The following is a 13,793-nucleotide window of genomic DNA, read 5'->3' on the forward strand; positions in this document are numbered from 1 at the left end:
TTTTCAATCGTCACTTCAGGAGCATTTTCAATGAGCATCTTCGGCAGCATGAAAACCGCAATATCGGGTATGAACGCGCAGGCAAATCGTCTGAGCACGGTCGCCGACAACATAGCGAACGTCAACACGGTTGGCTACAAGAGCGCGTCAATCGCATTCTCGACGCTTGTCATCCCTGGTTCGTCCGGCAACTATAACTCGGGAGGCGTTCAAAGCACGACGCGATACTCGATTTCCCAGGAAGGCAACTACACATCGACGACCTCCGGCACTGACCTGTCGATCAAGGGAGACGGCTTCTTCATCGTCCAGGGCGACGACGGGACGACGGTTCTGACCCGTGCGGGCGACTTTCTTCCTGATGACACCGGCAATCTGAAGAACTCGGCTCAATATACCCTGATGGGATACCCCTACACGTCCGGATCTCCGGCCGTCGTGGTCAACGGCTTTGACGGCCTCGTGCCGATCAATATCAAAAACCTTGGCGGCCTTGTCGCCAGGCCGTCGGATTCCGGATCGTTTGAAGGCAATCTGAATTCGAACGCGAAGGTCGCCCCCACGGGAACAGACACGCTGCCGGGCGCAAACGATCCATCCAGCACGACCGCGGACACCAAGAAGATGTCGGTCGTCGGTTACGACAACCTCGGAAACACTGTGATGTACGATCTGTATTTCACAAAGACCTCGGCGGGGGACCCCACGGCCACTCCCCCCGTCGACTCCACATGGGAGGTCGCCGTATTCCGCAATGCCGACGCGGCGGTCGGCTCCAGCCCCTTCCCCTACTCCAACGACGCGGTCGCCGTGCAGACGTTGACTTTCGATAAGAACGGAAAGCAGACGAGCACCGGCGAGGTCACCATCAGCGATCCGATAACGGGGAACACGATCGACATGGATTTCAGTAAGATGGGCCAGGTCGCTTCCGACTTCTCGGGAAATGGCCGGCTGAATGGACAGGCCCCGAGCGCCGTCACGGATATCAAGATCGACAAGGACGGTACGGTCTACGCGATTTACAAATCGGCAGACCCCAAGCCCATCTACCGTATCCCGCTGGCGACCGTCCCAAGCCCGGATCTTCTGACGCCGCTGAACGGCAACATCTACACGGCGAACGGAGACTCCGGCGTGACAGTAACCGGCTTTCCTCAAACGAACGGTCTTGGCGTGATCAATTCCGGATCGCTTGAAGGCTCAAACGTCGATCTCGCCGATCAGCTCACGACAATGGTCGAGGCCCAGCGAAGCTATACGGCGAACTCCAAGGTATTTCAGACCGGCTCTGACATCCTCGACGTGCTTGTAAACCTCAAGCGATAACGGTCGCGATGCCGGGCGAAATCGCTATTCCGCCCGGCGTCGGTTTCCGCGTCCACTTCCAAAATTCTTTCCCGCGAGAACCCGAAATTAAGCGTCGTTCCGTACCGTCGGACGCGTCGATATCCGGTAATAAAATGCTGACACAACTCATCCTTTCCCCAGAAGAACAGGGCGTCCTGCCGACCCTTGGCGGCCTTTCAATCGCACGGAAAACAGACCCAAGCGAAAGCCGCCTGGCCAAATGGACCGGCTCCGGGCCTGGGCCCGTGGCTCTCGGCGGCGGCCAATGGATAAACGGCGTCGCACTTTGTCCAGAATTCCAGATTCCCTACCCCAGCCGAGTGGCCTCGCTGACCTGGAAATGGGATACCAGCAGGCTCGGCGAATGGCAGCGTTTCGCAGAACTTAGACTGATGATCTTGGACCTTGAGGCGAAATCGTGTTGGACCCTCGATGTAACGTCCACGCCAGCCTCCACTACCATTGTGCCCGAGAACTCCGGACTGTCCGCCAACTGCGCGATTGCACTGCAGTTGAAAGCAGGCGAGCGGATCGGCAAGCTGTACAGCCCTCCCTTCGTAAAGTCCGTGGAAGTTGCTGTGAGATATCGGTTCTAGCTGTCAGATAGCGTAGCGGTATTCGCACCGGGAAGCGACACGGCGGGTTGGCTTCCTTCGGTCCGTTTTTGGACGCTGCGTCCAAATCTCTCCCACTTTCGAGCCTGCTCGGATCCTCCTACCTAACCGCTGTTTCAAATCCTCAAGGAGATTCTGCATGGGCACGACGTGGCTAGTCACTGGGTGTTCGAGCGGCCTAGGACGCGCAATAGCCGAAACGGTGTTGGCGCGCGGCGACCGCGTGATGGCGACAGCTCGAAGTCTTTCAGCATTGGAGGACCTTCATAGTCGATACGGTGACAACGTACGCCTATTCGAACTTGACGTTACCGCCGCAAAGATTTGCCAAGCCGCTGTGAACGAGGCCGCGCGCGTGTTTGGCGGTGTCGATGTCTTGGTGAACAATGCTGGCTTCGCGCGCGTCGCTCCGTTCGAGCAGACGACAGCCGAGGACTTCAACGATGAAATCGATGCGAACTTCTTCGGCGTCGTCAATATGTGTCGGGCGACCCTGCCACTCATGCGGAAGCGCGGATCAGGTACGATATTGAACATCTCTTCTTCGGCTGGCCGTGTCGCTGCAGCGGGAACAGTTGCCTATTGCGCGGCGAAATTCGCCGTCAGTGGCTTCTCGGAAGCTCTGGCTAAGGAAGTCGGACCATTGGGTGTAAGGGTTGTCTCGATAGAACCAGGCAGCCTCAGAACGAAATGGACCGCATCTGCGCTGGCAAATCCGCCTGAGCTCTTGCCGGAATACGAGAAAGTCATCGGCCCCAATCTAAGATTTGGCCGGGAAATCGTTGGTCAGGAACCGGGTGACCCTGAAGAGTGCGCGAAGGTCATCTACGATTTCGCGCTGAGTAGCGAATTGCCTCACCATCTGGTTCTCGGAAGTGACGCGGTGAAGCGGATAGAGGCCGGAGAGCGGACACGGGCACTAGACGCTGCCAAGTGGTTGGCAGTTAGCGAGTCGATCGGGTTCACGGACTGATCTCGACGGCCAAGGTGGCACGTGAAAAGGGCCGTCTCCGGCGGGAAGACGGCCCCACTATGCGGACGCGGCGTCCGCAGTCCTCGGCGACGAGGGAGACCGAGGATAGTCAAGTCGCTTGGGAGGGAAACCACGATCTTGACGCCTGGAAATTACTGCGCGGCTGGCCCCGAGAGTAGATATACGTTGGTTTTGGATAGAGGTAACACGTTGCGCTGGAGACCGTCGCCGTGCGCGCCGGGCTCGGGATCCCAAACGAGTGTTCCCGGCAAGATCTCCGATTCACGGACCGGTGAACCTCTCTCCCGCGCGGTTCTCATCGCGAATAGGCAGTATGCAAACACGTGTTTAGACGCCTAGCTGTCGAAGGGAGCGTTCATCACGAAATCCGCAGAAGACGGCCCTTCGTAGCCGGCCACATACCGCTGTCCGAAGTCGCGCAGAAAATTGTCGTAGCTCGTGTCTGGAGCGTTCTCGATCATGTGGCAGAAGCAGCTGGTCATCTTCTTCTTCAAACTCAACCTTGGGAAGGCGTCGACGATCGCCCTTATCTCTTCAGCTGGAATTTGGGAATACTGCAGACCGACCACATCGAGGCAGATACCGGCCGTACAAAGCGCAACCTCCGGCTCCTTGTAGAGTCCGATCGAGGGCGTCGAGTTGAGGGCTACACTATCCCAGATAAGTTGCGCCCGCTGGCCGACCACCCCGGCTTCCAACGCGAAGCGTCGCGCAATATCGGCCCCTTCGACCTCGAAGCGGCGCGGTCCCGAAACGACGTATTCAACGTCACGTCATGCAGAAGGGTGCCTAGGGCAACAACTTCTTCGTCGTGATCGATATTCTGAATCTTCGCCAGGCTCGCCGCAAACAGCCACGAGCGCATTACGTGATTGAATAAGTATGGCTCGTATATTTTTCCGGCGTACTCCAACGCCTTTCGGACAATCTCGGTATCCGGCACAACCACGCCGGCAAGGGTGCGTTTGAGTTCAACAGCCATCACTATCTCCAGGCAATAGGTCTCAGGTCCACTGGAGCTGCATGATTAAATAACTTCGAATTCCGATGTCACTATACGTTGTAAGTACCGGCCCGCATTCGGGCGCCAGCACGTTCGGTTTCCGTCTTTGTGCAGAGAATTCGATGGCGTCCGCCAAATCAGACTTCGTCCGTCCATCGTGAAAACGTGGCTGCCTGACCTCGATATTTCCCATCGGCGTCCACAAGCTGCCAAACGAGGCCATCTTCCATCCAGAAGCGGGAACCTGATTTGCGGACGCGAAGGCCACGATAGTTCTCAATGAACCCATTCGTCGCAACTGCATCCAACAACCGCTGACGTTCTTCACGATCTGGCGCTTCCGCTGAAAGGCGTGAGGGTAATGAGGTAAACTCATCCCACCCATAACCAAAGAGATCTTGAGCGCTTTGATTGGCGTAAACGAACCGTGGGTCGGGATCGGTGTTGTGCGCGACCACGATGAAGCGGGCGTTTCTGTAAAGCCACGTCGGGCCCAGCGTCGGATCGAGGAGTGGCTTTCCGACAACTCGTCGGTAGCTCTCGGTCAGAAGCTCGCAATATGCGAGATCGGTCGATAGGTCCGGTGTGCGGGCGGCCGTTCCAAAGGCGTGTGTCACGTCAATCTCCAACAAGGTCGCCGCTGGTCTAAAATCACGCGCTTCCAGCGTCAGTCAGTTTCGTCATCTGCGAAATTTCGGAATCCGCTCGCATGTGAATAGCGGAAGCTACGACGGCCAGGCAATCGTCAGCTCCCTTAAGCGCTCCCATTCTCAGGGGAGCGCGAGAGCCCGGAAGATTAGGTGTTTAATCCCGGCATTTAGTGGGCAGACGCACATTCCGGCAATGGTCATTGAGGCGAGCAAAAATGATTGCCTGGTCATGAGCCTTGTCGAGAACTGTGCTCGCCGGCAGCACCAGGCGATCGATCTCCTCCAGGAAATAGCCAACCTTCGCCAGCGCGGCTACAGCGATAGGATTATTGGCGCAAAGATCGGTTTCACCGCGGAATATGTCAACATGATTGGCGGCCTTCTTGAAAGGGGCGAGGAACGGCTTCTTTCTGCGGTTGAAGCAGGCATCCTGCCGCTCGGCCTCGCTGTTGATATCGCCAAGGCGGATGAAGAAGGCGCGCAAGCAGCACTAATGGAAGCGTACACGCAAAAGAAGCTTCGAGGAAAAAAGCTCGTCACAGTACGGCGGCTGTTGCAGCAGCGTAGCCTCAAAGGCGGCCGGCTATTTGACCAGAATTTTGGGCGATATAACGCACCGAGACGTACGCTAACCAGCGAAACAATGGTCCGGGCGTACCAACAAGAGGCTGATCGACAGAGAGTCCTGATCAAAAAGGCGGAGGTGACGCAAGGCAAGCTCCTGTTCGTCGTTGAGGCCATTCGGTCGCTCATGCCGAAGAGGGTTTCACGAACCTATTGAAAGCCGAAGGGTTGGATGCGGTTCCCGCTCCCCTCCGGTATCGGCTTACGAAAGGCTAGGAAAATGGACGACGATGATCGCCACAACTGCATACAAGACAGGCCCGTGCGCCAGAGCTTCGAAAACGATTGCATCCTCGTACGGATGGATCAGTTGTTGCCGGGAAGGATTATGCGCAAGGCCATCAAATCAAGCCGGAAATATAAGCAGATCGCAACATCCATCGCTGAAGTCGGATTGGTTGAACCACCTGTTGTGGCCCGCAACCCGGACAACGTCGGTACATTCTTCATTCTCGATGGCCACCTTCGCATCGAGGTCCTGAACGATCTGGGACGCACCGAGGTTGAGTGCCTCGTCTCAACCGATGATGAAGCGTTCACATACAACAAACAAATCAACAGGCTGGCTGCTGTTCAAGAATACGCCATGATCGTCAACGCTCTGAATCAGGGAGTTCCTGAGGAACGGATCGCGAAAGTTCTCTCCGTCAATGTGTCGACGGTCCGGCGACGCTCACGCATGTTGAATGGGGTCTGCACCGAAGCAACGGAATTGTTGAAGGATAAGAACTGCCCGATGGCAATCTTTGAGATCCTGAAAAAGATGCAACCTCTCAGACAGATCGAGGTCGCGGACATGATGATCAACGCCAACAACTATTCCGTCGCCTTTGCATCTGCGGTCCTAGCAGGAACGCAGATGCAGCCAGTTGGTGGAGCCAGACAAACCCAAGAGCGTCAAGGGAATGACGGCCGATGCCATCGCGCGTATGGAGAAAGAACTGTCCCGTCTGCAAGAGGCTATGGCTTCGATGCAGGATACCTATGGAAAGGACCACCTGGAGCTTACCGTGGTCAAGGGCTATCTCAAGCGCCTGCTCGGAAATGCCCGCGTGGTCAGCTATCTCGTTGTCAATCGACCAGAGTATCTTCCAGAGTTTCAAAACATCGTCGACATTACGTCAACGATGCCCTCAGAAACTTGACGCTCACGGGGGACCGTCCTTAGCGACGGGTCGCAATTCTACGGACTGCGGCGCTCATTCGACGTATCTGCAAGCGTTGCAGGGCGTGAAGATCATCGAGACTTGTAAGCTCTGGGGCCCGACGACGACGCCCGCAATGCACAGATATGATCGTCCCTCTCAGCAAATCGGCCCACGCCGGCTGTTTCCATAGACCGACGGTTCGCGAGCAAGGATCGGTCGCGGACCCAACCCTGCCGGTAGGCGGCGCGCCTTGAAGTCATGCCGACCGGGCCCGACCGATCGAGGATTGTCCGCGCCTCGGGCACGGGTCAGTCTTCCACCTTTGCGATGGCCGCAGCTGAGGCAGCCCTACTCATAACGCCACCCCCTCAGATAACGCGTTCAGAGCGGCAGCGTTGCTTGCCTGCGATCACGCTTCGGTTTATGACTGCGCCTAGACACTAAACCATAGGAGCAGTTTGTGGCGAATGGCACTGTAAAGTTTTTCAATCAGGACAAGGGCTTCGGCTTCATTACGCCGGACAATGGCGGTCCAGACGTCTTCGTGCATATCTCGGCAGTCCAGGGCGGATCGCTGCGCGACGGCCAGAATGTCAGCTACGACCTAGGTCAGGATCGCAAGACTGGAAAGTCCAAAGCCGAGAACGTCCGGCCGGCCTGATAGGGATCGACATAAAAAGTCGGTGTGAAATCACACCGACTTTTCTTTCGTCTTTTATCCACCAATTGCGATAGCTCCCTGACAAATCTTAATTGTCAGCTGAGCTCATTCCTAGATTCCAACACCGGCACCATCTGACATCATCCGCGCCGATGCTAGTTGAACGCGTTCGCTCCCGTCGCGGCAAGGTTGCTGCTGTCCAGCTTCTGCGCGGCGAGGACAACCTCGAGCCGATTTCGCGCATCTAGTTTTTGCATCAGGACAGTCATGTAGTGTTTTACAGTCTTCTCGCTGATATCGAGCGAGGCGGCGATCTCGCGGTTGGTGCTGCCACGCATCAGGTAAGCGATGATCTGCTCTTCGCGGGCGCTCAACCGTGCAGAGGTTTGCGCTTTGCGCCGCAGTGAGTCCGTCTTCATCGACATGATGACCTTGGTGGCGAAGCCAGGGGTCATGAAGGTGTTGCCCGCGTGAACCGTTTTGATGGCCTCGTGAAGGTCGGAGGCGGTGCTGCCCTTCAAGACATAACCGGAAACCCCTAGGCCCAGCACCTGGATGGCCGTCTCGATACTCGAGCTGGCGGTAAATACGATAATGCGCGTGCGCTGATAGCGTTGAGCGATGATCTCAATCACTGCAAGCGGATCGCCCGGCATGCTGAGATCGAGGACGATAACGTCCGGACAGAGCTCGTCTACAAGCTGCAAGGCGTCGACGGCATTTTCGCCGCGACCAACGATGGAAAGATCCGCTCTATTTGAGTAAAGACTGACCAATCCTTCAAGTAATATTGGATGATCATCCACGAACGCCACGGAAATTACCAAGTCGCCCTCCCATTCATCACCTTCAACAGTAACATATCTCATCGTTACTATCTTAGTAAGATAATACTTATGGGTAGCGCGGTAGTAAAATCACAAATACACCTATTGGGTCTTGCAGCTACTCTACTCCTCCCTGAATGCCTTCATCATTTGGTCGGTGAATGGCTTGAGGATGTATGACATTGCGGTACGCTCCGCGGTCTGAACGAAGACTTCGACAGGCATTCCGGGCAGGAGCTTGTTTTCCTTGAGCATGTGCGCATCGTCGAGGGACACGGTCGCGAGATAATAGGGTTGGCCGGTGGTTCGGTCGAGGGTCGTTGCGGCGGCGATGACGTCGACGGCGCCGTGGAGTTCCGGCGTCGTACGCTGATTGAACGCGACGAAGCGCATCCGTGCTGCCTGCCCGGTCGTGACACGATCGATATCGACGGGCGGGATACGAACCTCGATCGTGAGATCGCCGCCATCAGGAACGACCGACATGACCGTTGCGCCGGGGGCGATGATGCCGCCGATCGTGTGGATTTGGAGGTCGTAGACGAAGCCGTCGACGGGCGCACGGACTTCCATCCTGCTCATTCTGTCGCGCGCGGCGACCTCGCGCTCGCGCAATTCGGCGATCCTGGCCGAAAGGACGACGATCTCGGTCTGCGTTTCCTTCCTTGTGGTCTGATCGATGGAGATCAGTTTCATGTTGAGCTCGCTGATCTGGCCGGCGGCCTCGGCGATCTTGGCGACCAGCTCGCCACGGCTGCCCTCTATGCGGGCGCGCTGGCGCAGTAGATCGCGTTTTTGCGAGATCGGCACGAGCCTGTTCTGCAAAAGCTTCTCCATCTTGACGAGCTCCTGCTCGACGATCTCCGCCTCGCTCTCGTTCGACCGGTTCTGAGCCTCGAAGCCATGCACCTGCTGCTCGAGCTGGCCGATCTGCAGCCGCAGCTGCTCCTTCTGGTTGGCGATCATCCGGCGATTTTCCTCGAACAGCTTGTTCTCTCCGGCAATGACGGCGGGACTAAGCGCGAGCGTTTCAAAGGCAATGCCGTCGGCACCATCTCGCTCTGCGATCAGTCGGGCGTGGGTAGCGACGAGCTGCTGTATCTGTGCCTGGACGATCGACAGCTCGACGCGTGTCTGGGTGTCGTCGAGAACCAGGAGCACGGCACCCTTCTTGACCTGGTCGCCGTTGTCGACCCGGATCTCGGCGACGATCCCACCGTCGCGATGCTGGATGGTCTTGACCTGCTCGGAGACGACCACTTGGCCATGGGTGATGACGGCACCCGACAGCTTGGCCTGCGCCGCCCATCCGCCGACGCCGAAGACCAGCGTCCCGGCCAGCAGTGCCGAGACGATCACCCGTGAAGAGATCCCGAACTGGACATTGCGGTTCGTCTTTTCCTTGATTGTTGCTGTCGTCGTCATCTTGGTTCCTCCCGAAATCGTTCATCGAAGCAGGGTAGATTGTCAGCCCTGGTTCACCGCATCCTGCGCGCCACCATCCAGTGCGGCGAGAATGAAGTCCTGTTGCGTCAGTTCGTGATGACCGCGCAGTAGGATCTGGATGTCGTCGTCGTGGTCGAGATCGACGATGGTGCGCACGACCGTTCGCGTGTCGTCGCCCAATGCTTCGTAGAAAAAGCTTACGCGGCCGATCTGCGGCGAGGCTCCGTCGAGCTCCAAGCCCGCGAACATCAGCGTCCCTGCCTGCCCCGCGAAGGCGGAAAGATCCAGGCGGTCCCCGACGTGGAAGTCCATGATCTCGTCCCACCCGTTGCCGTCGTTGCGTGCCGCGGCGACGGAGTTGAAGACGAAGACATCATCACCGTCGTTGCCGGTCAGAACGTTGACCGAGATCGACGCCACGAGCACATCGTCGCCCCTACCGCCAATCGCATTCTCGACGCTTTTCAGAACATCGTTGCCGATTTCCGAACTGGAGGCGGTGCCGATTTCGAGGTCGATCACCACCCCTGCGATGGTGGCCGACGCATCATAGACGTCGTTGCCGCTCCCGCCGTCGATCTCGTCGTTCCCGTCGGTGTCGCCGTCCATGTGGGCGATGACGAGGAAAACATCGTTGCCATTGCTGCCGTAGAGGCGGTCGTTGCCGTCGCCACCGACCAGATGGTCGTCACCGCTGCGTCCATCGAGCCGGTCGTCGCCAGCCCCGCCATAGAGGATGTCATCGCCGCTGCCGCCGGAGAAGCGATCGCTGCCGCGACCGCCGTGGATGGTCTCGAACCCGAGGATAGTATCGCGGCCGATCTCCTCGCTCTCCGCATAGCCGGTCTCGATATCGGCAATCACCGCCTTGACGAGTGCCGACAGGTCCAGCGTATCGCAGCCGTCGCCCCCATCATAGATGTCGTCGCCGTCATCGAGGCCTGCGTCGCCGGTCACTGCGACGACAACGATATCATCGCCGTCGTTGCCCGTGACCGTGTCATCGCCACCGCCGCCGCTCAGTCGGTCGTTGCCGGCTCCCCCCTCAAGTGTGTTGTCGCCGTCGTCCCCGACAATCGTGTCGTCAAAAGCGCTGCCCTCGACGCATTCGATTTCCGCAAGGCTGTCTGTTCCGATCGCCGCACCGGTTGCTGTCCCGGCCGCAAGATCAACCACCACGCCGCTCGCGGCGGCGCTGGCATCGTAGGTGTCGTTGCCTTCACCACCGACATAGGTGTCGTCGCCATCGCCGGGCACAGGTCCGGCGGCCACCGCCGTCTGTCGTGTGTCCTCCTCGACCAGACCGGCACGGAACCGGTCATCCCCTGCCCCGCCAAGTGCCACATCCTTGCCGGCGCCACCGCCGAGATCGTCGTCGCCATCGCCGCCATCGAGCAGATCGTCGCCCGCTTCGCCAAGCAGGGTATCGTTGCCTTCCTCGCCGAAGAGGCGATCATTGCCCGCGCCGCCGAAAAGGCGATCGTTGCCCGACTCGCCCATCAGGCTGTCATTTCCGTCCTCGCCATGAAGGTCGTCATTGCCGACGCCGCCGAAGAGGACATCGTTGCCGGCGCCGCCAAATAGCCGGTCATTGCCACCCTCCCCATGAATGAGGTCGTCGCCATCACCACCGAAGACGGTGTCGTCGCCATCGCCGGCAAAGATGATGTCGTGGCCCTCGCGACCATAGACGAAGTCGTCACCACCCTTGGCGTAGACCAGGTCGTCTTGGGGTGTGCCAAGTAACCGGTCATCCGCCTCGCTGCCGCCGATCTCATGTGGTGGCGCCTTCAGAAGCGACATCACGGATTGGGTGACAATGTTGCCCTTTCCATCGGAGACCTGATAGGTGAAAGTGACATTGCCACCAAAGCCGCGCTCCGGCGTATAGAGCCAGATGCCGTCACCGTAGGTGGTGATTGCGCCGCTCGAGACGACCAGATTTCGCACATCGAGCTTGTCGCCATCGGGATCACTGGTCTTGGCGAGCAGGTCGTCGAGAAAAATCAGCGTCGACAAGTTAACCATGCCGCTGGCAAGGATGTTGCGCCCGAGCGAGACCGGCAAGCGATTTGCACGTTCCTCGTGGTCATCGCGATCCTCGTCGTCATCGTCATCAGGCTGGTGGCCACCGCCATCGCCCGGCTGCCCGGCTGGCTGGCGTCCCGGGCGCGGAACGGCGGATGGAGGAAAGCGGAAGCTCTCACCGCTGATATTGATGCGGCCCTCGTTATCGTTGGCATTAAAGGACCGAAGCACGGTGTCGGCGAGGTTGGGCGAGCGAGCGAGCAGCGTGTCCTCGAAGCTGAGGCGTACAGAGGCAACGTGACGGCCGCGAGCAATGTTCGCCGTGCTCGCCATCAACTCATCGGTCATCTCGCGCAGAAACGCGGCGACATCCTCGATGGCTGCAAGATTGGCGTTTGCACCTACGCTCCGCGGCCCCGCATCACTCGTGTTGCGTGGTGGTGTCGCCGGGGCCGCGTCTTCCTGCTCGCTGCTGCCGAGTATGACGCCAAGCGCCCCGAACAGTAGCGGCAGCGAATAGAGCCGACGATCAGCGCCCCTGGATGGGCCCTTGCCGTTGCTGTTGCCGAGGTCATCGTCCTCTGAGAGACGGAAGCGGTTGGCCGGTGCCACGCTGGCCTGACCATCATCCGGTAGTCCCAGGATCAACTTGTCGCCCATAACGAACTCCTTGCTCTCTGGCTTGCCGCCTATTCAGCGGCAAGCGGCTTCGCGCTACGGCCGGCTGCAGCTGTCTTTTCCACGACCAGCGGGCGGACCTTGGTGGGCTGGATGATGTCGTCCTTCGGCCCGAAGGCCGCAAGCCGCCCGTTCTGGACGAGACCGACCATGTCGACTGCGCTAAGCGCGCTTGGACGATGGGCGACGATGACAACGATACCGCCGCGCTCGCGCACCTTGGCGATCGCCTTGCTCAGCGCCTCCTCACCCTCGGCATCGAGATTGGAGTTCGGCTCGTCCAGCACCACCAGGAAGGGATCGCCGTACAAGGCACGTGCCAGTCCGATACGCTGGCGCTGCCCGGCCGACAGCGCTGTGCCATGCGGACCGAGCTCGGTCTGGTAGCCGTCGCGCAGATGCACGATCAACTCGTGAATGTCCGCGGCCTTGGCAGCGCGGATGATCTTGCGGGCATCCGGCGTCTCGGCAAAGCGCGAAATATTCTCGGCGATCGTGCCTTCCATCAGCGCCACATCCTGCGGCAGGTAGCCGACATTTTCGCTGAAGAAGGCCTCGTTCCACTGGCTGAGATCGGCCCCATCCACCCTGACGGAGCCGCGCAGCACCGGCCAGATACCGAGGATCGAGCGCGCCAGCGTCGTCTTGCCGCCGCCCGAAGGGCCGATCAGCCCGAGCGCCTGGCCGGCCTTCAGCGTAAAGCTGACGTCGCTCAGAAGCACCGCGCCGCTGGTCGGCGCAACGGTAGTGATGGCATCGACCGTCAGACTGTCATGCGGGGCCGGCAGCTCGACATGACCGCTCTTGTCGTTCAGCACCGCAAGCGTCTCAGTGAGGCGATGATGGCTGCGTCTAGCGCTGACCACGCCCTTCCACTGGGCGATAGCCAAGTCGACCGGTGCAAGCGCTCGCGCGGTGACGATCGATGACGCGATGATCGAGCCGGACGACAGGTCGCCGCGGATGGCGAGATAGGCGCCGAGGCCGAGGATTGCCGATTGCAGCATCATCCGCAACACCTTCGACAGGCCAGACAGAGTTCCGCCGATGTCGGAAGTCCTCGTCTGGCAATCGAGGTGACGCCGGTTGGCCCGCTCGAAGCGGTCGACCGCCCGGCCGGTGATGCCCATGGCATGCATGATGTCGCTGTTGCGGGCGTTGGAATCGGCCACCGAGTTACGGGCAACCGTCGCCTTCAGCATGGATTGGGAGTGGCGCCGCGTCAGCAGTTCGGCGGCGATTGTCAGCAAGGTGAGCACCACCGCGCCACCGACGGTCAACATCCCGAGCATCGGATGCAGCAACCAAACGAACACCAGATAGATCGGCATCCAGGGCAGGTCGAACAGCGCCACCGGCCCCTGGCTGGAAAGAAAGCCGCGCAGCGTATCAACGTCGCGGCCGCGCTCCATCGCTTCCGACGTCGAGTAGCCGAAGCGGGGCATCTCGATCACCACCTTGTGGGCGATCGGCGCAAGTTCCGCATCGAGGCGCGCACCGAGCCGGATAAGGATCTGCGAGCGGATGATGTCGAAGACGCCCTGGAACAGATACAGGCTGATCGCCAGCACCGACAGCGCCACCAGCGTCGAGATCGAACCGCTGGTCAGCGCCCGGTCGTAGATCTGCAGCATGTAGAAGGCGCCGGTCAGCGCCAGGATATTGATGATACCCGAAAGTCCGAAGAGGTAGATAAGGATGCCGCGCAGTCCTTCGATCTTGTATTGCGGCTCGATCTTCTTCTTGGTCATGGCATGCCCCTCTGCTTTG

At 59.1% G+C, this 13,793-nt stretch carries 12 protein-coding genes and 1 pseudogene; 6 read left to right on the plus strand and 7 right to left on the minus strand.

The annotated features are described in order from the left end of the window. The first annotated feature begins 30 nt into the window (after positions 1–30). From FZ934_RS23910 to FZ934_RS23920, 3 genes are all read left to right on the plus strand, one after another. Positions 31–1,329, plus strand: a complete 1,299-nt coding sequence (locus FZ934_RS23910; protein ID WP_153273327.1) for a flagellar hook protein FlgE — start codon at positions 31–33, stop codon at positions 1,327–1,329. Between the two features lie 8 nt (positions 1,330–1,337). Then, the gene (locus FZ934_RS23915; protein ID WP_153273328.1) at positions 1,338–1,946 is read left to right on the plus strand and encodes a hypothetical protein; all 609 of its coding nucleotides are present in this window, start codon (positions 1,338–1,340) and stop codon (positions 1,944–1,946) included. Positions 1,947–2,103: 157 nt separating this feature from the next. Next, positions 2,104–2,937 carry an SDR family oxidoreductase gene (locus tag FZ934_RS23920; protein WP_153273329.1) on the plus strand — a complete coding sequence of 278 codons (834 nt, stop codon included), beginning with the start codon at positions 2,104–2,106 and terminating at the stop codon, positions 2,935–2,937. Positions 2,938–3,293: 356 nt separating this feature from the next. On the opposite strand, the gene FZ934_RS28580 is transcribed toward FZ934_RS23920, so the two are convergent. The 3 genes from FZ934_RS28580 to FZ934_RS23930 all read right to left on the minus strand — a co-directional run bounded on the left by FZ934_RS28580 (position 3,294) and on the right by FZ934_RS23930 (position 4,578). Continuing rightward, positions 3,294–3,644 carry a hypothetical protein gene (locus FZ934_RS28580; protein ID WP_348649096.1) on the minus strand — a complete coding sequence of 117 codons (351 nt, stop codon included), beginning with the start codon at positions 3,642–3,644 and terminating at the stop codon, positions 3,294–3,296. Beyond that, complete coding sequence (locus tag FZ934_RS28585) at positions 3,605–3,940, minus strand: hypothetical protein (protein WP_348649097.1); 336 nt, start codon at positions 3,938–3,940, stop codon at positions 3,605–3,607. Before FZ934_RS28585 ends, FZ934_RS28580 begins: the two co-directional genes overlap by 40 nt. A 158-nt stretch (positions 3,941–4,098) precedes the next feature. After that, entirely contained in the window at positions 4,099–4,578 is a 480-nt protein-coding gene (locus tag FZ934_RS23930) for an MEKHLA domain-containing protein (RefSeq protein WP_153274014.1), read from the minus strand. 262 nt (positions 4,579–4,840) lie between these two features. Between FZ934_RS23930 and FZ934_RS23935 the strand changes: the two genes are divergently transcribed. The 3 genes and pseudogenes from FZ934_RS23935 (at position 4,841) to FZ934_RS23945 (ending at position 7,044) form a co-directional block, all read left to right on the plus strand. Beyond that, positions 4,841–5,392, plus strand: coding sequence for a plasmid partitioning protein RepB C-terminal domain-containing protein (locus FZ934_RS23935; protein ID WP_246737924.1), 552 nt, complete (start codon positions 4,841–4,843; stop codon positions 5,390–5,392). A gap of 63 nt (positions 5,393–5,455) precedes the next feature. After that, positions 5,456–6,380 (plus strand): annotated as a pseudogene (locus FZ934_RS23940) (plasmid partitioning protein RepB C-terminal domain-containing protein). 463 nt (positions 6,381–6,843) lie between these two features. After that, entirely contained in the window at positions 6,844–7,044 is a 201-nt protein-coding gene (locus tag FZ934_RS23945) for a cold-shock protein (RefSeq protein WP_153272531.1), read from the plus strand. Positions 7,045–7,199: 155 nt separating this feature from the next. Here FZ934_RS23945 and FZ934_RS23950 read toward each other — a convergent pair whose 3' ends face one another. The 4 genes from FZ934_RS23950 to FZ934_RS23965 form a co-directional block, all read right to left on the minus strand. After that, positions 7,200–7,913: a response regulator gene (locus FZ934_RS23950; protein ID WP_246737925.1), complete on the minus strand. Its 714-nt coding sequence runs from the start codon at positions 7,911–7,913 to the stop codon at positions 7,200–7,202. An 81-nt stretch (positions 7,914–7,994) separates the two neighbouring features. After that, positions 7,995–9,296 (minus strand): HlyD family type I secretion periplasmic adaptor subunit, encoded by a 1,302-nt coding sequence (locus FZ934_RS23955; RefSeq protein WP_153273330.1) that lies wholly within the window; start codon positions 9,294–9,296, stop codon positions 7,995–7,997. A gap of 42 nt (positions 9,297–9,338) precedes the next feature. After that, positions 9,339–12,005: a calcium-binding protein gene (locus FZ934_RS23960; protein ID WP_153273331.1), complete on the minus strand. Its 2,667-nt coding sequence runs from the start codon at positions 12,003–12,005 to the stop codon at positions 9,339–9,341. A 29-nt stretch (positions 12,006–12,034) separates the two neighbouring features. Beyond that, entirely contained in the window at positions 12,035–13,774 is a 1,740-nt protein-coding gene (locus tag FZ934_RS23965; protein ID WP_153273332.1) for a type I secretion system permease/ATPase, read from the minus strand. Positions 13,775–13,793 lie beyond the last annotated feature (19 nt).

It is taken from the genome of Rhizobium grahamii, from assembly GCF_009498215.1.
Taxonomy (GTDB): domain Bacteria; phylum Pseudomonadota; class Alphaproteobacteria; order Rhizobiales; family Rhizobiaceae; genus Rhizobium; species Rhizobium grahamii_A.